Source organism: Diaphorobacter nitroreducens, from assembly GCF_002214645.1.
GTDB lineage: Bacteria > Pseudomonadota > Gammaproteobacteria > Burkholderiales > Burkholderiaceae_C > Diaphorobacter > Diaphorobacter nitroreducens.
Map to the genome: position 1 here is coordinate 2,383,521 of NZ_CP016278.1, position 20,438 is coordinate 2,403,958.

Genomic DNA, 20,438 nt, shown 5'->3' on the forward strand with positions numbered 1-20,438 from the left:
CAGAAAGAGACGTCGGGGAAACAGGAGAAAAGGCACTGCCAAAGTGCGAACACGGGCCGCAGCCCGTGTTCTTCATTGTGCCGGCATCACGCCAGCTTGCCGTGGCACTGCTTGTACTTTTTACCGCTGCCGCAGGGGCAGGGGTCGTTGCGGCCCACGCGCACGCCGGCGGCGGCAGGCTGCGCGGCGGTGGCGGCATCGGCCACCGTCTCCACTTCGCCGGTCTCGGTGGGCGAGCTGTAGGTAACGTTGCTGATGCCCTCACCCCGGTCTTCCATGGCCTGCGTGGCCTCGTCCAGTTGGGCGCTGGATTGCACCTGCACGGTCATCATGAGGCGCGTGACTTCGTTCTTGACCTGGTCGATGAGCTGGCGGAAGAGCTCGAACGCCTCGCGTTTGTATTCCTGCTTGGGCTGCTTCTGCGCATAGCCGCGCAGGTGGATGCCCTGGCGCAAATAATCCAGCGCGGAGAGGTGATCGCGCCAGTTGGTGTCGAAGCTCTGCAGCAGCACCATGCGCTCGAACTGCGTGAAGTTCTCCGCGCCCACCTGCCCCACCTTGGCCTGGAAGGCCTCGCGGGCGGCCTGCTGCACCTTCTCCAGAATCTCTTCGTCGGTGATGGCGTCCGAGCCTTCCACCTCTTTCTGCAGCGCCAACGACACTTGCCAGTCGTTGGCCAGCGCCTTTTCCAGGCCTGCGAGGTCCCACTGTTCTTCCACGGACTCGGCAGGCACGTACTGGCGCACCACGTCGGCCAGGCAATCGTCGCGCATGGCGTCGATCAACACGCCCAGGTCGGGGGCGTCCAGGATTTCATTGCGCTGCTGGTAGATCACCTTGCGCTGGTCGTTGGCGACGTCGTCGTACTCCAGCAGCTGTTTGCGGATGTCGAAGTTGCGCGCCTCAACCTTGCGCTGCGCCGACTCGATGCTGCGCGTGACGATGCCCGCCTCGATCGCTTCGCCGTCCGGCATCTTCAACCGGTCCATGATGGCCTTGACGCGGTCGCCCGCGAAGATGCGCATCAATTGGTCATCCAGGCTCAGATAGAAGCGCGAAGAGCCCGGATCGCCCTGACGGCCCGAGCGGCCGCGCAGCTGGTTGTCGATACGGCGGGATTCATGGCGCTCGGTCGCGATGATGCGCAGGCCGCCGAGTGCCGTCACCTTCTCGTGGTCGAGCTTCCACTGCGCGCGCAGTTCCTGCACACGCGCGGCTCGGTCGGCTTCTGACAGCGACTCATCGGCCTCCAGCGCGGCGATCGCCTTTTCCACGTTGCCGCCCAGAACGATGTCGGTACCGCGGCCCGCCATATTGGTGGCGATGGTGATCATGCCGGGGCGTCCCGCCTGAGCCACGATATCGGCCTCCCGCGCGTGCTGCTTGGCGTTGAGTACCTGGTGCGGCAGGCCTGCCTTGTTCAGCAACTCGTCGATGATTTCCGAGTTCTCGATGGAAGTGGTACCCACCAGCACCGGCTGGCCACGCTCGTGGCATTCGCGGATGTCGGCAATCGCAGCCTCGTACTTCTCGCGCGTCGTCTTGTACACGCGGTCGAGCTGGTCGTCGCGCTTGCTGGGCCGGTTGGGCGGGATCACCACGGTTTCCAGGCCGTAGATTTCCTGGAACTCATAGGCCTCGGTATCGGCCGTACCGGTCATGCCCGAGAGCTTGTTATAGAGGCGGAAGTAGTTCTGGAAGGTGATGGAGGCCAGCGTCTGGTTCTCGGCCTGGATGTTCACGCCTTCCTTGGCTTCCACGGCCTGGTGCAGGCCTTCGCTCCAGCGGCGGCCGGCCATGAGGCGGCCCGTGAACTCGTCCACGATCACGATCTCGCCGTTCTGCACGACGTAGTGCTGGTCGCGGTGGTAGAGATGGTTGGCGCGCAGCGCCGCGTACAAGTGATGCACCAGCGTGATGTTGGCCGGATCGTAGAGCGACGCCCCTTCCGGAATCAGCCCCTGGCTGGCCAGGATGCGCTCTGCATTCTCGTGGCCCTGCTCCGTCAGGAACACCTGGTGCGTCTTTTCGTCGAGGGTGAAATCCCCCGGCTTGGTCACGCCCTCACCCGTACGCGGGTCGGCCTCACCCTCCTGGCGCACCAGCAGGGGCACCACCTTGTTCATGGCCACATACAGCGCCGTGTGGTCCTCTGCCTGCCCGCTGATGATCAGGGGGGTACGCGCCTCATCGATCAGGATGGAGTCCACCTCATCGACGATGGCGTAGTTGAGGCCGCGCTGCACGCGCTCGCGCGCGTCGTACACCATGTTGTCGCGCAGGTAGTCGAACCCGTACTCGTTGTTCGTTCCGTAGGTGATGTCTGCCTGGTAGGCGGCCTGCTTTTCTTCGCGGGGCATTTGAGGCAGGTTGATACCCACTGTGAGGCCCAGGAAGTTGTACAGCCGCCCCATCCATTGCGCGTCACGGCCCGCAAGATAGTCGTTCACTGTCACCACGTGCACGCCCTGGCCCGACAGGGCGTTCAGGTAAACGGGCAGCGTGGCCGTCAGCGTCTTGCCCTCGCCCGTGCGCATCTCAGCGATCTTGCCGTAATGCAGCGCCATGCCACCCACCAGCTGCACGTCGAAGTGGCGCATTTTCATGATGCGCTTGGAACCCTCGCGCACCACGGCAAAGGCTTCGGGTAGCAGAGCGTCCAACGATTCGCCCTGTGCAATGCGATCCTTGAATTCCTGCGTCTTGCCCCGCAGCGCCTCGTCACTCAGCTTTCATAGTCGGGCTCCATCGCATTGATGCGAGCAACCGTCTTGCGATACTGCTTGAGCAGGCGGTCATTGCGACTGCCGAATATTTTGGTGAGGAAGTTGGTGGCCATGCGAACGCGACCGCACTACACGCCAACGAGCGGCAGAGCGACCGGAATCCCTGTGATGATGTGAATCCAGATGGAGACCCCCGTCCACCATTGCAAGTACCTGCAATCCGAGGTGGCGGGCCTGATCGAAAGATTCTACCTGTGCGCCAGGTGCCCAATGGCAGCGCGCCCTGTGAGGGCGTGTGGCATCGGTGCGGGCTCTCCCGCGAAGAGGAATTTCTGCGGATCCTGCGGCACGCCTTGCACCCATACTTCGAAATGCAAATGCGGCCCCGTGGAGCGGCCCGTACTTCCCACTTCCGCGATTTTCTGTCCCCGGCGCACGATGTCCCCCGCCTTCACCAGGGTTTTGGAGGCGTGGGCGTAGCGGGTGACGAGTTGGCTTCCGTGGTCTATCTCCACCATGTTGCCATAGGCGGGGTGGTACTCCTGAGCGATCACCACGCCGCCGGCCGCGGCCACGATGGGCGTGCCGGTTCCGGCCGAGAAGTCCAGCCCGGTATGCAACGCGGACTGGCCGGTAAAAGGATCAATGCGCCAGCCGAACGGCGAACCAACAGCCGTGTCGCGCACGGGAACCTGGGTCGGGATCAAGTGCTTGCGGATGTGCTGGTCAAAGAGGCGTGACTCTGCCACCGTCATCAAATCCGTCCGCCGGCCGGTGATGGCGACCAGGTCGTCCAAGGCCGCATTCAGTTCGTCGAGCCCCAGCGGGCGCCCAGCCACCAGCATGCCTCCACGGCCCGGCAGGCTCTGCACCTCGGACGCAGGCAGACCGGCCAAGCCTCGGACACGCTCACCCAGCGATTCCAGTTGGAGCACACGGGCTTGCATGTCTCCCAGCTTGCGCGCCATCGCATCGATATTGGCGCGCATGAACCGCTCGCGCTGGGCTTGCTCATCCTGCACAGCCAGTCGTGCCATGGAGCCCACTACGGGCCAGCCCTCGCGCACGCCATGCATCAGCACCCAGTGGTATGCCATCACGGTCATGAACAGCAGTGCCATGAAAATCCCAGCTAGAGCGCAGATCAGTTGCACACCGCTGAGGTGTATGGCGCGGCTTCGCGCGAGCCACGCATCCGTAATAATCACCTGCACGTTTTTCCCTCGTCGCTGGTTGGACCAGTCTCTGTATGAATCGTCGTCACCACGCCATCTCACTCCAGCAAGCCACGCAGGAGTCGCCGACGTTGGCGAAGCTGACCGCGCTCACCCAGGAGTCCAGTGCCCGGCTAAAAGCCATCGAGGGCTTGATACCCCCGCTGCTGCGCCCCGCCATTCAGGCAGGGCCGATTGAAGGCGCTTGTTGGTGCCTGCTGGTCCGCAGCAATGCCGCCGCCGCAAAAGTCCGGCAATTGCTGCCCGCATTCGAGGCACATCTGCGCAGTCGGGGATGGGAGGTTAACTCCATACGCCTGAAAGTTCAAACCTGAGCACTCAGGCGAAAGACGCCAGCTATGCCGCAGGCATGGCGTCGTAAAGAAAAGGCCGCACGCAAAAGAAAAGCCGCATGTCCCTGCGAACATGCGGCCTGTGCAATGGTGCCGATTGTCGGATTCGAACTGACGACCTACCGCTTACAAGGCGGGTGCTCTACCAACTGAGCTAAATCGGCGAATTCCAGATTCTAGCGTTCAAAACGCACGGCTCAAATTGATGCACCTTGAAAGATGCCTCATTTGATGCGCTTGAGCGAAGGACGCCCAGCGCCTCCTGTGGGCGGAGGCGGTCGCGGCGCCTCCTCGTGCGCATCGCTCACAGAGCCGTCCACCGATTGCAACTGAACAGGACCACGCTCGGAAACCGTGGAGCCCGGGACACCCGGTCCAGCGCCCGAGTCCGCGGATGACACTACAGCAGCGGCCGGCGGCACGAACACTTCCTCTTCCAAGGGGAAGGCCATACCCTGTCCGTTTTCACGGGCGTAGATGGCGACGACCCGGCGCACCGGGACCATGATGTCGTGCGGCCTGCCGCCGAAGCGTGCCTTGAACTCGATGAAATCGTTGCCCAGTTGCAGCCCGCTCGTCGCGTCGTAGCTTGCGTTCAGGACAATCTCGCCGTTGTTGACGTACTCACGCGGTACCTGAACGGATTCGTTCACACGCACCACCAGATAGGGCGTGAAGCCGTTGTCCGTGCACCACTCATACAGAGCACGAATGAGATAGGGGCGCGTGGAGGGAAATTCCTGTGGCTTCATCGTACGCAAGCAAAAGAAAAAGGCGCAGCAGCTTACTTGCGCATGACTTTCTCGGAAGGCGTCAGCGCCTCGATATATGCTGGGCGGGAGAAAATGCGCTCGGCATATTTGAGCAATGGTGCAGCGTTCTTGCTCAACTCGATGCCGTAATAGTCCAGGCGCCACAACAAGGGGGCAATGGCCACATCAAGCATGGAAAAACCCTCGCCCAACATGTATTTGTTCTTCAAGAACACCGGAGCGAGCTGCGTCAGCCGGTCGCGGATGTGCGTGCGCGCCTTCTCCAATGCCTTTTCATTTCCCTTCGTGGCGCGCGACTCCAGCGCGTTCACGTGAACGAACAATTCCTTCTCGAAGTTCAGCAGGAACAGGCGCACGCGCGCGCGGTCCACCGGATCACCCGGCATCAGTTGCGGGTGGGGGAAGCGCTCATCAATGTACTCGTTGATGATGTTGGACTCGTACAGGATCAAGTCGCGCTCGACCAGGATGGGAACCTGGCCATAGGGATTCATCACGCTGATGTCTTCGGGCTTGTTGTACAGGTCCACATCGCGGATCTCGAAATCCATGCCTTTTTCGAAGAGGACGAAACGGCAGCGATGGGAAAAGGGGCAGGTCGTACCCGAATAAAGCACCATCATGGTGAGCAGCTCCTAAAAATCAAAAGAGTGGGTGCCAGGGCACCCACTCTGTACATGCTCGGCAGCGCAGAAATGCGCGGCAAAGAACCTAGCGTTTACTTAACGTCTTTCCAGAAGGCGGCGTTGAGCCTCCATGCGATGAGCGTGAACACGCCAAGGAAGATCAACACCCATACGCCAATGCGAACACGTGTATTTTGCGCTGGCTCGCCCATCCACTGCAGATAATTCACGAGATCACCTACAGCTTGGTCGTATTGCAACGGCGTCATGCTGCCTGCAGTAACCTGCTCCCAGCCCTTGAGCACATGCTCGGTCTTGCCGTGGCTTTCACGCTCTTCGAAGATCGGGCGGCGCTCGCCTTGCAGTTGCCACAAGGCATGGGGCATGCCCACATTGGGGAACGCCAGATTATTCCAGCCCGTGGCCTTGGTGTCGTCCCGATAGAAGGTGCGCAGGAAGGTGTAGAGATAGTCGGCGCCCGTTCCGCCAGCGCCTGCACGCGAACGTGCAATCACCGTGAGATCAGGCGGGTTGGCGCCGAACCACACCTTGGCCTGCTTGGGATCGATGGCGGACTTCATGGTCTCGCCCACCTTATCGGTCGTGAACAGCAGGTTGTCCTTGATCTGCTGGTCCGTGAGACCGATGTCCTTCAAGCGATTGAAACGCATGAAGGCAGCCGAGTGGCAGTTGAGGCAATAGTTGACGAAGAGCTTCGCACCGTTCTGCAAGGACGCCGTGTCGCTGGTGTTGACAGGCGCCTTGTCCCAGGCCATGCCACCACCGGCGGCATGCGCCCCAGCCACCAGACCCAGAGCTGCAACCAACGTGAGGATGAGTTTTTTCATTGTTGTCGTCTCCAGCTCAGTGCGCAGCAAAAGTCACGCGGTCCGGCACGGGCTTGGGTGTACCCAAGCGGCTCCACCAGGGCATGAGCAGGAAGAAACCAAAGTAGAACAGCGTACCCACTTGCGAAACCCGCTCGCCGATGGGCGATGGCGGTTGCACGCCCAGGTAGGCCAGGATGACGAACACAACCACGAATACTGCGTACAGGTACTTGTGCCATGTCGGGCGATAGCGGATCGAGCGTGCAGGGCTCTGGTCCAGCCAGGGCAGGAAGAACAGAATGATCACGGCACCACCCATCACCACCACGCCCCAAAACTTGGCATCAATAGCCAGCATGAGGGCGATGGCCACGGCGGCTGCCAGCGCTACGCCACCCTTGATGAGCGCAGGCAAACGGGCCTTGAATACACCGAAGCCCGCACCCAGCACCACACATGCGATCAACACGTACATCATCTCGGTGGTGATGGCGCGCAGCATGGAATAGAAGGGCGTGAAGTACCACACCGGGGCGATGTGGGCAGGCGTCTGCAGCGGATCGGCCGGGATGAAGTTGTTGTACTCCAGGAAGTAGCCACCCAGTTCGGGAGCGAAGAACACCACCGCCGAGAAGATGAACAGGAACACGCACACGCCCAGGATGTCGTGCACCGTGTAGTAAGGGTGGAAAGGTACGCCGTCCAGCGGGTGGCCATGCTCATCCACCGGCTTGCCGGGGCCCTTGATTTCGATGCCATCAGGGTTGTTGGAACCCACGTCATGCAGCGCCAGCAAGTGCGCCACCACCAGGCCCAGCAGCACCAGCGGCACAGCGATCACGTGGAAGCTGAAGAAGCGGTTCAGCGTCGCATCGCCCACCACATAGTCGCCACGGATCAGCAGCGCCAGATCGGGGCCGATGAAGGGAATGGCGGAGAACAGGTTCACGATCACCTGTGCGCCCCAGTAGGACATCTGGCCCCAGGGCAGCAGATAGCCCATGAACGCCTCGGCCATCAGCGCCAGGAAGATGGCGCAGCCGAAGATCCACACCAGTTCGCGTGGCTTGCGATAGGAGCCGTACAGCAGGCCGCGGAACATATGCAGGTACACGACCACGAAGAAGGCCGACGCACCGGTCGAGTGCATGTAGCGGATCAGCCAGCCCCACGGCACATCGCGCATGATGTACTCGACAGACTCGAACGCCTTGGCAGCGTCGGGCTTGTAGTGCATCACGAGGAAGATGCCGGTGACGATCTGGATCACCAGTACCAGCAGCGCCAGCGAGCCGAAGATGTACCAGAAGTTGAAGTTCTTCGGAGCGTAGTACTCCGACATGTGCACCTTGTAGGCATCGAAAGCCGTGGGGAAACGGTTTTCCAGCCAGTTGGTGACCTTCGCGCCCGCGGACGCGTTGGGCGAGACTTCCTTGAATTCGCGATAAGCAGCCATTTGTCAGTGCCTCCCTCAGGCCTTCTTGTCTTCACCGATCAGGAGCTTGGTCTCCGACAGGTACATGTGCGGCGGCACTTCGAGATTGTCAGGCGCAGGCTTGTTCTTGAACACACGGCCCGCCATGTCGAATGTGGAGCCATGGCATGGGCACAGGAAACCGCCCTTCCAGTCGTCAGGCAGGGAAGGCTGCGGGCCCGACGCGAACTTCTCCGTGGGAGAGCAGCCAAGGTGGGAGCAGATACCCACGGCCACGAGCACCTCGGGTTTGATGGAGCGCCATTCGTTGCGCGCATATTCCGGCGTGAGCTCCGCAGGGTTGCGCGCCGATTTGGGATCGGCAAGCTGCGCATCCAGCTTGGGCAGCTCGGCAAGCTGCTCGGGCGTGCGCTTGACAATCCAAACAGGCTTTCCACGCCATTCCACGGTGATTTTTTCGCCGGGCTTGAGACCCGAGATATCCACCTCGACGGCAGCACCCGCTGCCTTGGCCTTTTCAGACGGTTGGAAAGTGCTCACAAAAGGAACGGCAGTCGCCACGCCGCCCACCGCACCAGCGCAGCCGGACGCAATCAGCCACGTCCGCTTGCTGGAGTCGATCGGAGTTTCACTCATGGGGATCCTCGGTATGCTTCGCTAAGGGGTCAACCGCAAATTGTAGCGGAGTGAAAATGGTTATTCCAACGCTGCTGCTGGACTTAAGCTAGGCAATAGTTCAGTGTTTTCATCTATATCAAAGGAGAAACGAAATGGGCATTGCCAAAGAGTTTCGGGAGTTTGCCGTTAAGGGCAACGTCATTGACCTCGCGGTCGGCGTGATCATCGGTGGTGCCTTCGGCAAGATCGTCGACTCCGTCGTCAGCGACCTCATCATGCCGGTCGTGGGCTTGGTGTTCGGCAAGCTGGACTTCTCCAACCTGTTCATCGTGCTGGGCAGCGTGCCGGAGGGCACGCCCTATACGCTGGAGGCGATTCGCAAAGCGGGCGTGCCGGTACTGGCTTACGGCAATTTCATCACCGTCGCGGTCAATTTCGTGATCCTCGCGTTCATCATCTTCGTGATGGTCAAACAGATCAACCGGCTCAAGCGTGAGACACCCGTCGAGCCGCCCGCCCCGCCCGCCACTCCCGAGGACATCCAGCTGCTGCGCGAGATCCGCGACAGCCTCAAGCGCTGACAGCACGCCAGAGGGCGCGTAAAAAGGCCCACCGCCCTTCCTGGGGCGGCGGGCCTTTGCATTTCAGGGAGACGTTCAGGGCCGCGCCAACTGCCGCGCCATGCGCACGGCTTCGATCAGGCTCTCCGCATCCGCCGTCCCCTGCCCCGCGATGTCGAAGGCCGTGCCGTGGTCGGGGCTGGTGCGCACAAGCGGCAACCCGAGCGTGACGTTCACCCCCTTGTCCACGCCCAAATACTTCACCGGGATCAGGCCCTGGTCGTGGTACATGGCCAGCACCACGTCAAACTCGCCGGCGCGCTGCGGCGTGGAGCGGGCGCGCATGAAAATGGTGTCGGGTGCAAACGGGCCGTGGGCATCGATCCCCTCACTGCGCGCCTGCGTCACGGCTGGCGCGATGATTTCGAGCTCCTCGCGGCCGAACAAGCCCCCCTCGCCCGCATGCGGATTGAGCCCCGCCACGCCAATGCGCGGAGCGCGCCCCAGGCTGCGCGAGAGCGCGGCATGGGTGATCCGCAGCGTCTGCAGCACGCTGTCCTGCGTCACCGCGGTAATGGCATCGCGCAGCGCGACGTGGATACTGACGAGCACGGTGCGCAGCTCGTCATTCGCGAGCATCATGCGCACGGGCATCTGCTGCAAGGACACGCCCGCATGGACCGCCGCCTCGGCTTGCAGCAGTTCCGTGTGACCGGGATGGTGCACGCCCGCGGCCGCGAGCGCCTCCTTGTGCAAAGGCGCCGTCACCAGCGCCGCAACCTCGCCACGCAATGCAGCACGCGCAGCCCACACCACACACGCCGCCGCGGCACGCCCGGCTTCGGCGCTCACCCGCCCCCAGGGCGCAGGAGCCACGCCCTCCAATTCCGGCAGTTGCCATACGGGCAGGCAGCGCGGCGGAATGTCGGCCAGGTCGACCGGCGCACGGTGCGCATCCAGGCGCGCCACGGGCAAACTGGGCTGGCCCGGCCGCATGATGCAGGACGCCGCGCGGCGCATGGTCGGCAGGTCTCCCACCACGAAGCAGCCGCGCAGCACCTGTGGCGCATCGCGAAACGCCTTGGCCACGATTTCCGGACCGATGCCTGCGGGATCCCCCTGAGTGATGGCAAGCGCGGGAAGTGCATTCATGAATAAGCCTATAGATCAAATAGGGCCCTAGCGCTCTACCATAAAGCGCAAGTAGCTATATTTTTAATAGCACAACTCAAGCAGGATTGTCGATATCGATGAAGCGGTGCTCCAACCCCAACCGCTGCGCGACATGGGCCGCGAGCGCCGGCGCACCGTAGCGTTCGGTGGCATGGTGGCCGGCTGCGATGAAGGCCACGCCCGTCTCGCGCGCGAGGTGGGTCTGCTGTTCGGAGATCTCGCCGGTGATGAAGGCATCCGCCCCCGCGGCGATGGCGGACTCGAAGAACCCTTGCGCGCCGCCCGTGCACCACGCCACGCGGCGGATGTGGCGCACCTGCTCCGGCACCACCACCGTGGCCGCACGGCCCAGCGCCGCTTGCACGTGCGCGGCCAGCGCACCCACATCTGCGAAATCCGCCGGCGCGGCAAAGCCCAGGTCCTGCTCGCCAAAACGCTGGTCGGGCTGCCAGCCCAGCACGCGCCCCAGTTGTGCGTTGTTGCCCCACTGCGCATGCGCGTCCAGTGGCAAGTGGTAGGCAAACAGATTGATGTCGTGTGCCAGCAGGCGCTGCAGGCGCTGCTTCATCCAGCCGGTCACGCGGCCGTCCATGCCCCGCCAGAACAAGCCGTGGTGCACGAAGATGGCGTCGGCCCGCGCGGCAATGGCGGCATCGATCAGCGCGCGGCTGGCCGTGACTCCGCTGACGATGCGCGCGATCTCGCGCCTGCCTTCCACCTGCAGCCCATTGGGCCCGTAATCCTTGAAGCGTTCGGGCTGCAGTTCGGCATCAAAGGCCGCCAGGAGCGCGTCCCGGTCGGTATGCGAAGGATGAGACATGCGGCAATTGTCCGCGATGTGCCCCTGCGCTGACCCACATCAAACGTGTTTACCCATGCTTCATACTGCTTAAAAAATCCCGCGCAAACGCGCTCCTAGACTGCCTGGCAAACCACCATGACAACCAACAGGGAACTGGGATGAAACGCATCACGTGGGCCTTCTGGGCCTTCCTGCTCGGCCTCACCGCGCTGTGGCTGATGGCCGACACGCTATGGCCCGCGCAGCCGGGCTACTTCGCGCTGCGCACCGTCTGGGTGCAATACAGCGGTGTGCTGGTGATGGGCGCGATGTCGCTCGCCATGCTGCTGGCCGTGCGCCCCGTGTGGCTGGAGCGGCATTTGGACGGGCTGGACAAGATGTACCGTCTGCACAAGTGGCTGGGCATCGCCGCGCTGGCGATCGGCACGGTGCACTGGCTCTGGGCCAAGGGCACCAAATGGGCCGTGGGATGGGGTTGGCTTACCCGACCGCCGCGCGGGCCGCGCCCGCCTGCCGAGAACCTGGGCCTTGCCGAGGCCACGCTGCGCGATTGGCGCGGCCTCGCCGAAGGCGTGGGCGAGTGGGCGTTCTACGCAGCGGTACTGCTCATCGTGCTGGCGCTGGTCAAGCGCTTTCCGTACCGGCTGTTCGCCAAGACGCACCAGTTGCTGGCCGTGGCTTACCTGGCGCTGGTCTTCCACACCGTGGTGCTGGTGCAGTGGAGCTACTGGTCGCAGCCGATCGGCTGGCTGCTGGCCCTGCTGGTGGCCGCTGGCACGGTATCAGCCGTGCTGGTACTGACCCACCGCGTGGGCGGGCGCCGCACCGTTCAGGGTCGCATCGTTTCATTGCAGCCTTATCCCGCGCTGCGCGTGCTGGAAACGCGCATCCGTCTCGACGGCCTCTGGCCGGGGCACCGCGCGGGGCAATTCGCCTTCGTCACCTCCGACCCCAAGGAAGGCGCGCACCCCTACACCATCGCATCGGCGTGGATGCCACAAGACCCGTGCGTCACTTTCATCACCAAGGCCCTCGGCGACCACACCAGCCGCCTGCCCGACCGCCTGCGCGTGGGCGACCACGTGACGGTGGAGGGGCCGTACGGCTGCTTCACATTCGACGACGCGCGTCCACGCCAGATCTGGATCGGCGCCGGCATCGGCATTACGCCGTTCATCGCACGCATGAAACAACTCGCGCACGGGGGCTCCCACTCCGCCCGGCCCATCGACCTGTTCCACACCACCGCCGACCACGACCCGGTGGCGCTGGACAAGCTGCGTGTCGATGCGCAGGCCGCCGGCGTGCGCCTGCACCTCTTCGTGGATGCACAGGACGGGCGCCTGGACGGCGAGCGTCTGCGAGCGCTGGTGCCCGAATGGCGAAACGCCAGCGTCTGGTTCTGCGGCCCGATACCATTCGCCTCTGCCCTGCGGGCAGACCTGGCCGCGCACGGCCTGCCCACGCAGGCCTTCCACCAGGAACTGTTCCAGATGCGCTAAAGCGACGCGAAGCAGGCCCCTCGCAACGCCAGGCCCGCCACTGCGTCTGCAGGGACTCGCGCCGCGCCGTCCCACGCCCCGAAACCGGGGCACACGCCTACAATTTGCGCTCGCCTTCCAACCGCATCACGCCCCATGAAACGCCTCTGGCTCCTGCTCTCCCAATCCGTCACCGTGCTGCTGGCTGCGTACTTCGTGGTGGCCACCCTGCAGCCCGACTGGCTGCAGCGCGGCGCCACACGCAGCGGCGCTGGCATATCGCTCATCGAGGCGCCCTCCTCCACGTCCGCCCAGCCCGCGGCGGGCAGCTTCAGTGGGGCGGCGCGCAGGGCGGCGCCAGCGGTGGTCAGCATCAACACCAGCAAAGCCGTGCGCCACCCGCGCAGCAACGACCCGTGGTTCCAGTTCTTCTTTGGCGACCAAGGCACCCAGGCGCAAACCGGCCTGGGCAGCGGCGTGATCATCAGCCCCGACGGCTACATCCTCACCAACAACCACGTGGTGGAGGGCGCCGACGAGATCGAGGTGACGCTCACCGACAGCCGGCGCGCGCGCGCCACCATCATCGGGACCGACCCTGAAACCGACCTGGCCGTGCTGAAGGTGGATCTCGACAAGCTGCCCGTCATCGTGCTGGGCGATTCCGACCAGCTCGCCGTGGGCGATCAGGTGCTGGCCATCGGCAATCCCTTTGGCGTGGGCCAGACGGTCACCAGCGGCATCGTGTCGGCACTGGGTCGCAGCCAACTGGGCATCAACACTTTCGAGAACTTCATTCAGACCGACGCGGCCATCAACCCCGGCAACTCCGGCGGCGCGCTGGTGGACGTGAATGGCAACCTGATGGGCATCAACACCGCCATCTACTCCCGCTCAGGCGGCAGCATGGGCATCGGCTTCGCCATTCCCGTGTCGACGGCCAAGCTGGTGCTGGACGGTATCGTGCGCGACGGGCAGGTCACGCGCGGCTGGATCGGCGTGGAGCCCAACGAACTGTCCCCGGAACTGGCGCAGACCTTTGGCGTGAAGGCCACAGAGGGCGTGATCATCACCGGCGTGCTGCAGGGCGGTCCCGCGGCAGTGGCGGGGGTGCGGCCGGGCGACGTGATCCTGAGCGTGGAGGACAAAGCCACCAACAATGTGTCGCAACTGCTCACGGCGGTGGCGTCCCTCAAGCCCGGCTCCGCGGCCAGCTTTGCGCTGCAGCGCGGCGACGCGCGGCTGGAGGTATCGGTCGTGCCGGGCACGCGGCCCCGCGTGCAGCAGCGCCGCTGAACGGCATTGCTATCAAAAAAATAGCTTCCCGCGGTTGTCTAGAAAGCCCGGGAAGCTATTTTTGTTTCCACTCCTGAACGGTGCACCACCGGGCGCCGGCGGCCCCCCGCAGCGCGGCGGTGGCTCAGTGCACGCTCACGGCGCGGATTCCTGCGGATCTTCGGGTGCCTTGGTATGGCGGATGAACAGCTGCGCCGCCCAGATGCCCAACTCGTAGAGCAGGCACATGGGAATCGCCAGCGCCAGTTGCGACACCACGTCCGGCGGCGTGACGATGGCGGCGATCACGAACGCGACCACGATGAAGTAGCCGCGGAAGCTCTTGAGCTTTTCCACGCTCACGACGTTCAGGCGCGCCAGCACCACCACGGCGATCGGCACCTCAAAGGCCAGGCCGAAGGCGAGGAACATGGTCATCACGAAGCCCAGGTAGGCCTCGATGTCCGGCGCGGCGGTGATGCTCTTGGGTGCAAAACCCTGGATGAAGCTGAACACCTGTCCAAACACGAAGAAGTAGCAGAACGCCACGCCGATGAAGAACAGCACCGTGCTGGAAACCACCAGCGGCAGCACCAGGCGCTTCTCGTGCGAATACAGCCCCGGCGCCACGAAGGCCCACACCTGCCACAGCACGAAGGGCAGCGCCACAAGGAACGCCGACATCAGCAGGATCTTGAGCGGCACCATGAAGGGCGAGATCACCGAGGTGGCGATCATGGTCGCCCCCTGCGGCAAGTGGGCCACCAAAGGCGCGGCCAGGAAGTCGTACAGCTGGCCGGGACCGGGATAGAAGAACAGGGCGGCCGCGACGACACCCACCGCGATCATGGCCTTCACGAGGCGGTCGCGCAGCTCCATCAGGTGCTGCACGAAAGGCTGCTCGGTACCGGCGAGCTCGTCTTCTTTGTTCGGTGTTTCGGACATGGTGGGGGTGAGGCGGGATCATGGCCCGCGCGGGCTGCGCAGGGCGCAGCCCATCAGGGGATCAATGGAATTTCTGGGGGCGGAACCGTGCCACGCGCGCCGCGCCTGACTGCACCCGCGTGCGCACGCCCGCGCGCGCCTTGTACCACTGGGGCATGGCACCGCGCTTGAGGCGCCAGTTCTTGGCTGGGTGCTTGTACGCCGGGACCACGGTGGACAGGCCTTGGTCCACCCCGTAGGTGCTGCCGGTCGCAGAGGCGTCGCCCAGGCTGTGCTCCATGTCCTTCTGGAAATCGCTGGCGCTGGTGTGAATGGTCTGCTCCACGTCGCGCGCCGCGTTCTCCACGGTGTCTTTCATCTTGCGCAGCTCGTCCAGCTCCATGGAGCGGTTGACCTCCGCCTTGACGTCGGCCACGTAACGCTGCGCCTTGCCCAGCAAGGTGCCCACCGTGCGCGCGACGCGCGGCAGCTTCTCGGGGCCGATGACGATGAGGGCCACGGCGCCAATCAGCGCCATCTTGGACAGGCCAATGTCGATCATGAGGAACGCTCAGGCAGGAAAGGCGTGGGCGTTCAGCTCTTGTGCTTGGCTTCGACGTCGATCGTGGTCTTGTCGGCAGCCGTGCTGTTGTTGGTCACCTGGCCCGCGGGCGCGCTGGTGGTGGCCGAGTCATCGGTGCTGGCGCCATCCTTCATGCCGTCCTTGAAACCCTTGACCGCGCCGCCCAGGTCGGAGCCGATGTTCTTGAGCTTCTTGGTGCCGAACACCATCACGACGATCAGCAGCACGATGAGCCAGTGCCAAATGGAAAACGAACCCATGAAAATCTCCTAACGAATACGGCCCATTCTAGACGGCGGATATGTCGGGCCCCTCATATCCCTAGCAACTTCACGGCGGCTGCAGGCGCGCCGACTTACCCCTTGAGCCAGGGGCGGGGACCGCCGATCACGTGCATGTGCAGGTGGTGGATCTCCTGACCACCCTCGGAACCGGTATTTACCACGATGCGGAATCCTCCGTCCGGATAAGGGTTGCAGCCCTGCTCCTGCGCCAGCTTGGGCGCCAGCGTCATCATGTGCCCCAGCAGGTCCGCGTGCTCGGGCGTGACCGCCGCCATGGAATGCAGATGGACCTTGGGCACCACGAGAAAATGCACCGGCGCCCAGGGGTGGATGTCGTGGAAGGCAAACACCCGCTCGTCCTCGTACACCTTCTTCGAGGGGATCTGGCCGGCGATGATCTTGCAGAAGAGGCAGTTCGGGTCGTGCTGCATGGCGGAGGGCGAAAAGGCGGTCAACAGGCAGTGGAAAGGTTACGCATTGTCGGCGATGTTGACCGTGGTGCGCACGCCCACGTCCGCCCGGTGGGCCTGCAGCCAGTCCTGGCCGGCCGCCCTGCCCAGGTCGAACAAGCGGCGCACGAAGGCCAGGTCCGCCCGCAGCTTGCTGGCGGCTCCGAACGGCTCGAGCACCGCGCCACCATCGATGCGGTGCATGCGCACGCTCTTGTAGCGGCGCGCGTCCAGCTTGCCTTCGGCCAGCAGCCGGCGCACGAACTCGATGGCGCGCAGCTCGGACAGCAGGGCGGCGTTGAACGTGACTTCGTTCATGCGCTCCATGATCTCACTGGCGCTGTCGGGCACGCCCTGGTGTTCAATGGGGTTGATCTGCACCAGCAGCACATCGGCGCAGTCGGTCTTGTAGATCAGCGGGTGCAGCGCGGGATTGCCGGAATAGCCACCGTCCCAGTAATGCTCGCCGTCAATCTCCACCGCCTTGAACAGCAGCGGCAGGCAGGCCGAGGCCATGACGGCATCGGCGCTGAGCCGCTTGCCGGTGAAAATCTCCCCACGCCCCGTGCGCACATTGGTCGCGCAGACGAACACCTGCGGCACAGTGCTGGACTGCGGCGCACGCGCAGAAGCCAGGGCTTCGAAGTCCACCTCGCGCTCCAGCACCCTCCGCAGGGGATTGATGTCCAGCGGATTGGTCTGGTAGGGCGACAGCCAGTGGGACATCATGCCCAGCAGCGGCCCGGCACCGGGTAAGGGGATGCCCCAGGTCAGGCTGCCGAGTGTGCCCACGCCTTCCCACAGCCGCGCCAGCGTGGCGCGCGCCAGTTCGCAGCCGGCGCGGTGCGCCTCCAGCGGGTCTTTGTGTTCCCGCGCGGCCTGGGCGAATCCGTGGGCCAGCGCAACGGCATTCATGGCACCGGCGCTGGTGCCGCTCACGCCGTCGATGAGGAACTGGCCGTCTTCGAGCAACGCATCCAGCACGCCCCAGGTCAGCGCGCCATGCGAGCCGCCGCCCTGCAGCGCGAGGTTGAGCCGCTGGGGCGCGCCCTGCTCAGGCATCGATGGCCTGCCCCTTGTTCATGGCCACCATGCCGCGCACGATGCGGTAGAGGAACCAGATGGAGATCAGGCCCCAGGCGATCCAACCCGGGAAAAAGAAAACCAGCCACAGCGGCGCAGTGACCGCGTACAGCACGCCGGCCCAGATCACGGTGCGCACGCGCCAGGAGAAATGGCTGGCCTGCCAGGTACCCGCGGCATCGCTTTTCTTCACCAGGTCGATCACCAGCGCGACGATGAGGAGTGCGGCGCTAGGCTGCGCGCCCGGCAGTACCGCCGCCACGGCCACGATCAGGTGCAGGATGTAGCTGACCCATCCGACCGTCTTGAGGGATTCGGCCCGCTCGCTGGGCTCCACGTCGACGATATCGTTGTTCATCACGCACCTCCTTCTTCGCTGCTGCGGGCTGCGGCCTTGCGCAGGGCCTTTTCCTCGATGCCGCTGATGCCCTCGCGACGCTCCAGCTCGGCAATCACGTCGGCGGGGGCAAGCCCGTAGTGCGCCAGCGCAATCATCGAGTGGAACCACAGGTCGGCCACCTCGTACACCAGCTTCGCCTTGTCGGCGCCATGGTCCAAGTCCTTGGCCGCCATGACCACCTCGGTCGCCTCCTCGCCCACCTTCTTGAGGAAGGCGTCAGGCCCCTTGTGCAGCAGCCGCGCGACGTAGCTCTTGTCAGGGTCGCCGCCGTTGGCGGGCTTGCGGCTTTCGATGACGCCGGCCAGCCGCGCAAGCGCGTCCTGCGACAGGGGGGCATGGGTATCGGTGCGGGTCATGGCTTCTTATTTGTAGATGGATTCGGGGTCTTTCAAGACCGGATCGACAGCCTGCCACGCGCCATTCTGGAGGGCGTTGAAGAAGCAGCTGTGACGGCCCGTGTGGCAGGCAATGCCGGGCTCGTGGCCCAGCTGCGTCACCTTCAGCAGCACCACGTCGCTGTCGCAGTCCAGGCGAATGTCGTGCACCTGCTGCACATGGCCCGACTCCTCGCCCTTGAACCACAGCTTGCCGCGCGAGCGGCTGTAGTACACGGCGCGGCCCAGCTCGGCGGTCTTGGCCAGCGCCTCGCGGTTCATCCAAGCGAACATCAGCACGTCGCCCGTGGCGGCCTCCTGCGCAATCACGGGCACCAGGCCCTGCGCATCCCATTTCACTTGATCAAGCCAGTTCATGGTGTCCATTGTCGGTCATCGGCAGCTACAACGCCCATGTTCGCTACTTTTTTTATAGCTCACAGCGCTTACTGGAAGAGCGCTACAGGCCTTATCGGCATCCATTCGCAGCGTCAGAGCCGCACGGGGATACCGCGCTCGCGCATGCGCTCCTTGGCCTGGCGCACGGTGAACTCGCCGTAGTGGAAGATGCTGGCCGCCAGCACCGCATCCGCGCCGCCCTGCTGCACGCCATCGGCCAGATGGTCCAGGTTGCCCACGCCGCCCGAGGCGATCACGGGCACGCCCACGGCGTCGCTCACCGCACGGGTGAGTTGCAGATCAAACCCGCTCTTGGTGCCGTCGCGGTCCATGCTGGTCAGCAGGATCTCGCCCGCACCGCGGCGCGCCATCTCCACGGCCCACTGCACGGCGTCCAGGCCGGTGTTCTTGCGCCCGCCATGGCTGTACACATCCCAGCCCTCGCCGCGCTCGGCCACTTCCGCGCCCTGGCGGCGCTTGGCATCGATGGCCACGACGATGCACTGCGCGCCGTACTTGGCCGAGGCCTGGCTGATGACGTCGGGGTTGGCGATCGCGGCGGAGTTGAAGCTGGTCTTGTCCGCGCCCGCATTGAGCAGGCGGCGCACGTCTTCCACGGTGCGCACGCCGCCGCCTACGGTCAAGGGGATGAAGACCTGGCTGGCCACGGCCTCGATGATGGGCAGGATCAGGTCGCGCTCGTCGCTGGTGGCGGTGATGTCCAGGAAGGTGAGCTCGTCGGCGCCCTGCGCGTTGTAGCGCGCGGCGATCTCCACCGGATCGCCCGCGTCGCGCAGCTCGACAAAGTTGACACCCTTGACGACACGGCCACCCGTCACGTCAAGGCAGGGAATGATGCGTTTGGCAAGCATGCGCCAGCACTCCGGCTTTTGAAGAAGAAGGGCCGCAAGATACCATGGGCGGCGCCATGCTCAGCTATTGAATCAATAGCTTTTCGCGCTCGTCGGATTTGGTTTCCAAACCATTTCCCCCATCAATTCCTTGACTGACAAGCGCGATCAGCTATCAATCAAGGAGCATCGCCCAGTCGGCGCGCCTCGCCATCCTGCCAGCGCCAGGCATCCCGGCACATGGCCTGCACGTCGCGTCGCGCGCGCCAGCCCAGCAGGCGCTCGGCCAGGGCTGGGTCGGCCCAGCAGGCGGCCACATCGCCGGGGCGGCGCGCCACCACCTGGTAGGGCACGGCACGGCCGCTGGCCTGCTCGAAGCCGCGCACCATCTCCAGCACCGACACCGGCCGTCCCGTGCCGAGGTTCACCGTGAGCAGCCCCGGATGCGCGCGCAGGTAGCGCAGCGCGGCCACGTGGCCTTCGGCCAGATCGCACACGTGGATGTAGTCGCGCACGCCCGTGCCGTCGGGCGTGGGGTAGTCGCCGCCGTACACGCTCAGCACCTCGCGCTGGCCCGTGGCCACCTGGGCCACGTAGGGCATGAGGTTGTTGGGAATGTCCTGCGGGTCCTCGCCGATCAGCCCGCTCTCGTGCGCGCCCACGGGGTTGAAGTAGCGCAGCCGCGCAATGCGCCACTGGCCGGGCTCGGCGTGGTCCACGTCGGCCAGCACCTGCTCCATCATCAGCTTGCTCCAGCCGTAAGGGTTGGTGGCCGATAGCGGGAAGTCCTCGCGGATGGGCAGGCTCGCCGGATCGCCATACACCGTGGCCGAGGAGGAAAACACCAGCGTGCGCACGCCGGCCGCCTGCATGGCGCGCAGCAGGCTCACCGTCCCCGCCACGTTGTTTTCGTAGTAGCGCAGCGGCTCGCGCACCGATTCGCCCACGGCCTTGAGCGCGGCGAAGTGGATCACGCCCTCGATGGGGTGGGACGCAAACAGCTGCCGCAGCAACTGCGCGTCGCGCACGTCCCCCTCGACACACGCCACCGGCTTGCCGGTGATGCGCGCCAGGCGGTCCAGCACGCTGCGGCGGCTGTTGCTGAAGTTGTCGAGCAGCAAGGTGGGAATGCCTGCATCGGCAAGGGCCGCGCAGGTGTGGGTGCCGATGAAGCCCGCGCCCCCGGTTACAAGAATCATGTCCTCTCGCCCTCGAAAATACGCAA

The 20,438-nt window shown here is 64.4% G+C and carries 22 protein-coding genes, 1 tRNA gene and 1 pseudogene; 4 read left to right on the forward strand and 20 right to left on the reverse strand.

All coding sequences use genetic code 11. The features are described from left to right. Positions 1-86: 86 nt before the first annotated feature. A pseudogene (secA, locus tag BA022_RS11190) lies at positions 87-2,839 on the reverse strand (preprotein translocase subunit SecA). A gap of 135 nt (positions 2,840-2,974) precedes the next feature. After that, the gene (locus BA022_RS11195; RefSeq protein ID WP_088887541.1) at positions 2,975-3,940 is read right to left on the reverse strand and encodes a M23 family metallopeptidase; all 966 of its coding nucleotides are present in this window, start codon (positions 3,938-3,940) and stop codon (positions 2,975-2,977) included. Positions 3,941-3,975: 35 nt separating this feature from the next. On the opposite strand from BA022_RS11195, the gene BA022_RS11200 reads away from it, so the two are divergent. Continuing rightward, positions 3,976-4,275 carry a hypothetical protein gene (locus BA022_RS11200; protein WP_012655741.1) on the forward strand — a complete coding sequence of 100 codons (300 nt, stop codon included), beginning with the start codon at positions 3,976-3,978 and terminating at the stop codon, positions 4,273-4,275. Between the two features lie 106 nt (positions 4,276-4,381). On the opposite strand, the gene BA022_RS11205 is transcribed toward BA022_RS11200, so the two are convergent. The 6 genes from BA022_RS11205 to petA form a co-directional block, all read right to left on the reverse strand. After that, positions 4,382-4,457 (reverse strand) — tRNA-Thr (locus tag BA022_RS11205). A 60-nt stretch (positions 4,458-4,517) separates the two neighbouring features. Then, on the reverse strand, positions 4,518-5,045 hold the full coding sequence (locus BA022_RS11210) for a ClpXP protease specificity-enhancing factor (protein ID WP_088887542.1): 528 nt from the start codon (positions 5,043-5,045) through the stop codon (positions 4,518-4,520). 32 nt (positions 5,046-5,077) lie between these two features. Then, entirely contained in the window at positions 5,078-5,689 is a 612-nt protein-coding gene (locus tag BA022_RS11215) for a glutathione S-transferase N-terminal domain-containing protein (protein ID WP_011804241.1), read from the reverse strand. Between the two features lie 95 nt (positions 5,690-5,784). Then, a complete protein-coding gene (locus BA022_RS11220) occupies positions 5,785-6,540 on the reverse strand; it encodes a cytochrome c1 (RefSeq protein ID WP_011804240.1) in 756 nt (251 codons plus the stop codon). 16 nt (positions 6,541-6,556) lie between these two features. Continuing rightward, a complete protein-coding gene (locus BA022_RS11225; RefSeq protein WP_088887543.1) occupies positions 6,557-7,978 on the reverse strand; it encodes a cytochrome b in 1,422 nt (473 codons plus the stop codon). Between the two features lie 15 nt (positions 7,979-7,993). Then, the gene (gene petA / locus BA022_RS11230) at positions 7,994-8,593 is read right to left on the reverse strand and encodes a ubiquinol-cytochrome c reductase iron-sulfur subunit (RefSeq protein WP_012655737.1); all 600 of its coding nucleotides are present in this window, start codon (positions 8,591-8,593) and stop codon (positions 7,994-7,996) included. 134 nt (positions 8,594-8,727) lie between these two features. Here petA and mscL point away from each other — a divergent pair, with 134 nt between their 5' ends. Continuing rightward, on the forward strand, positions 8,728-9,156 hold the full coding sequence (mscL, locus tag BA022_RS11235; RefSeq protein ID WP_011804237.1) for a large conductance mechanosensitive channel protein MscL: 429 nt from the start codon (positions 8,728-8,730) through the stop codon (positions 9,154-9,156). A gap of 75 nt (positions 9,157-9,231) precedes the next feature. Here the strand turns inward: mscL and pdxA are convergent, their stop codons facing one another. After that, on the reverse strand, positions 9,232-10,287 hold the full coding sequence (gene pdxA / locus BA022_RS11240) for a 4-hydroxythreonine-4-phosphate dehydrogenase PdxA (RefSeq protein ID WP_088887544.1): 1,056 nt from the start codon (positions 10,285-10,287) through the stop codon (positions 9,232-9,234). Between the two features lie 76 nt (positions 10,288-10,363). Next, the gene (locus BA022_RS11245; RefSeq protein WP_088887545.1) at positions 10,364-11,128 is read right to left on the reverse strand and encodes a Nif3-like dinuclear metal center hexameric protein; all 765 of its coding nucleotides are present in this window, start codon (positions 11,126-11,128) and stop codon (positions 10,364-10,366) included. Positions 11,129-11,268: 140 nt separating this feature from the next. Here BA022_RS11245 and BA022_RS11250 point away from each other — a divergent pair, with 140 nt between their 5' ends. Beyond that, the gene (locus tag BA022_RS11250; protein ID WP_088887546.1) at positions 11,269-12,612 is read left to right on the forward strand and encodes a ferredoxin reductase family protein; all 1,344 of its coding nucleotides are present in this window, start codon (positions 11,269-11,271) and stop codon (positions 12,610-12,612) included. A 135-nt stretch (positions 12,613-12,747) separates the two neighbouring features. Further along, on the forward strand, positions 12,748-13,887 hold the full coding sequence (locus tag BA022_RS11255) for a S1C family serine protease (RefSeq protein WP_088887547.1): 1,140 nt from the start codon (positions 12,748-12,750) through the stop codon (positions 13,885-13,887). A gap of 135 nt (positions 13,888-14,022) precedes the next feature. Here BA022_RS11255 and tatC read toward each other — a convergent pair whose 3' ends face one another. The 10 genes from tatC to galE form a co-directional block, all read right to left on the reverse strand. Beyond that, a complete protein-coding gene (tatC, locus tag BA022_RS11260; protein ID WP_012655732.1) occupies positions 14,023-14,811 on the reverse strand; it encodes a twin-arginine translocase subunit TatC in 789 nt (262 codons plus the stop codon). A gap of 61 nt (positions 14,812-14,872) precedes the next feature. Beyond that, entirely contained in the window at positions 14,873-15,352 is a 480-nt protein-coding gene (gene tatB / locus BA022_RS11265; RefSeq protein WP_011804231.1) for a Sec-independent protein translocase protein TatB, read from the reverse strand. A 32-nt stretch (positions 15,353-15,384) separates the two neighbouring features. Continuing rightward, on the reverse strand, positions 15,385-15,633 hold the full coding sequence (gene tatA / locus BA022_RS11270) for a Sec-independent protein translocase subunit TatA (protein WP_011804230.1): 249 nt from the start codon (positions 15,631-15,633) through the stop codon (positions 15,385-15,387). Positions 15,634-15,728: 95 nt separating this feature from the next. After that, on the reverse strand, positions 15,729-16,088 hold the full coding sequence (locus BA022_RS11275) for a histidine triad nucleotide-binding protein (protein ID WP_012655729.1): 360 nt from the start codon (positions 16,086-16,088) through the stop codon (positions 15,729-15,731). A gap of 39 nt (positions 16,089-16,127) precedes the next feature. Next, positions 16,128-17,168: a patatin-like phospholipase family protein gene (locus BA022_RS11280; protein ID WP_088887548.1), complete on the reverse strand. Its 1,041-nt coding sequence runs from the start codon at positions 17,166-17,168 to the stop codon at positions 16,128-16,130. Continuing rightward, the gene (locus BA022_RS11285) at positions 17,161-17,547 is read right to left on the reverse strand and encodes a DUF4870 family protein (protein WP_012655727.1); all 387 of its coding nucleotides are present in this window, start codon (positions 17,545-17,547) and stop codon (positions 17,161-17,163) included. The genes BA022_RS11280 and BA022_RS11285 overlap by 8 nt, the downstream gene beginning before the upstream one ends. Next, the gene (locus BA022_RS11290) at positions 17,547-17,945 is read right to left on the reverse strand and encodes a phosphoribosyl-ATP diphosphatase (protein WP_011804226.1); all 399 of its coding nucleotides are present in this window, start codon (positions 17,943-17,945) and stop codon (positions 17,547-17,549) included. Before BA022_RS11290 ends, BA022_RS11285 begins: the two co-directional genes overlap by 1 nt. Before the next feature lie 6 nt (positions 17,946-17,951). Continuing rightward, positions 17,952-18,350 (reverse strand): phosphoribosyl-AMP cyclohydrolase, encoded by a 399-nt coding sequence (hisI, locus tag BA022_RS11295; RefSeq protein WP_011804225.1) that lies wholly within the window; start codon positions 18,348-18,350, stop codon positions 17,952-17,954. Positions 18,351-18,454: 104 nt separating this feature from the next. Continuing rightward, the gene (gene hisF / locus BA022_RS11300) at positions 18,455-19,234 is read right to left on the reverse strand and encodes an imidazole glycerol phosphate synthase subunit HisF (RefSeq protein ID WP_011804224.1); all 780 of its coding nucleotides are present in this window, start codon (positions 19,232-19,234) and stop codon (positions 18,455-18,457) included. A 158-nt stretch (positions 19,235-19,392) separates the two neighbouring features. Further along, a complete protein-coding gene (galE, locus tag BA022_RS11305) occupies positions 19,393-20,412 on the reverse strand; it encodes a UDP-glucose 4-epimerase GalE (protein WP_088887549.1) in 1,020 nt (339 codons plus the stop codon). Positions 20,413-20,438: the final 26 nt, after the last annotated feature.

Bases quoted from the DNA above. Each gene is read 5' to 3' on its own strand.
- BA022_RS11200 (WP_012655741.1), top strand. From the start codon at position 3,976: ATGAATCGTCGTCACCACGCCATCTCACTCCAGCAAGCCACGCAGGAG.
- BA022_RS11210 (WP_088887542.1), bottom strand. From the start codon at position 5,045: ATGAAGCCACAGGAATTTCCCTCCACGCGCCCCTATCTCATTCGTGCT.
- BA022_RS11215 (WP_011804241.1), bottom strand. From the start codon at position 5,689: ATGATGGTGCTTTATTCGGGTACGACCTGCCCCTTTTCCCATCGCTGC.
- BA022_RS11220 (WP_011804240.1), bottom strand. From the start codon at position 6,540: ATGAAAAAACTCATCCTCACGTTGGTTGCAGCTCTGGGTCTGGTGGCT.
- BA022_RS11225 (WP_088887543.1), bottom strand. From the start codon at position 7,978: ATGGCTGCTTATCGCGAATTCAAGGAAGTCTCGCCCAACGCGTCCGCG.
- petA (WP_012655737.1), bottom strand. From the start codon at position 8,593: ATGAGTGAAACTCCGATCGACTCCAGCAAGCGGACGTGGCTGATTGCG.
- mscL (WP_011804237.1), top strand. From the start codon at position 8,728: ATGGGCATTGCCAAAGAGTTTCGGGAGTTTGCCGTTAAGGGCAACGTC.
- pdxA (WP_088887544.1), bottom strand. From the start codon at position 10,287: ATGAATGCACTTCCCGCGCTTGCCATCACTCAGGGGGATCCCGCAGGC.
- BA022_RS11245 (WP_088887545.1), bottom strand. From the start codon at position 11,128: ATGTCTCATCCTTCGCATACCGACCGGGACGCGCTCCTGGCGGCCTTT.
- BA022_RS11250 (WP_088887546.1), top strand. From the start codon at position 11,269: ATGAAACGCATCACGTGGGCCTTCTGGGCCTTCCTGCTCGGCCTCACC.
- BA022_RS11255 (WP_088887547.1), top strand. From the start codon at position 12,748: ATGAAACGCCTCTGGCTCCTGCTCTCCCAATCCGTCACCGTGCTGCTG.
- tatC (WP_012655732.1), bottom strand. From the start codon at position 14,811: ATGTCCGAAACACCGAACAAAGAAGACGAGCTCGCCGGTACCGAGCAG.
- tatB (WP_011804231.1), bottom strand. From the start codon at position 15,352: ATGATCGACATTGGCCTGTCCAAGATGGCGCTGATTGGCGCCGTGGCC.
- tatA (WP_011804230.1), bottom strand. From the start codon at position 15,633: ATGGGTTCGTTTTCCATTTGGCACTGGCTCATCGTGCTGCTGATCGTC.
- BA022_RS11275 (WP_012655729.1), bottom strand. From the start codon at position 16,088: ATGCAGCACGACCCGAACTGCCTCTTCTGCAAGATCATCGCCGGCCAG.
- BA022_RS11280 (WP_088887548.1), bottom strand. From the start codon at position 17,168: ATGCCTGAGCAGGGCGCGCCCCAGCGGCTCAACCTCGCGCTGCAGGGC.
- BA022_RS11285 (WP_012655727.1), bottom strand. From the start codon at position 17,547: ATGAACAACGATATCGTCGACGTGGAGCCCAGCGAGCGGGCCGAATCC.
- BA022_RS11290 (WP_011804226.1), bottom strand. From the start codon at position 17,945: ATGACCCGCACCGATACCCATGCCCCCCTGTCGCAGGACGCGCTTGCG.
- hisI (WP_011804225.1), bottom strand. From the start codon at position 18,350: ATGGACACCATGAACTGGCTTGATCAAGTGAAATGGGATGCGCAGGGC.
- hisF (WP_011804224.1), bottom strand. From the start codon at position 19,234: ATGCTTGCCAAACGCATCATTCCCTGCCTTGACGTGACGGGTGGCCGT.
- galE (WP_088887549.1), bottom strand. From the start codon at position 20,412: ATGATTCTTGTAACCGGGGGCGCGGGCTTCATCGGCACCCACACCTGC.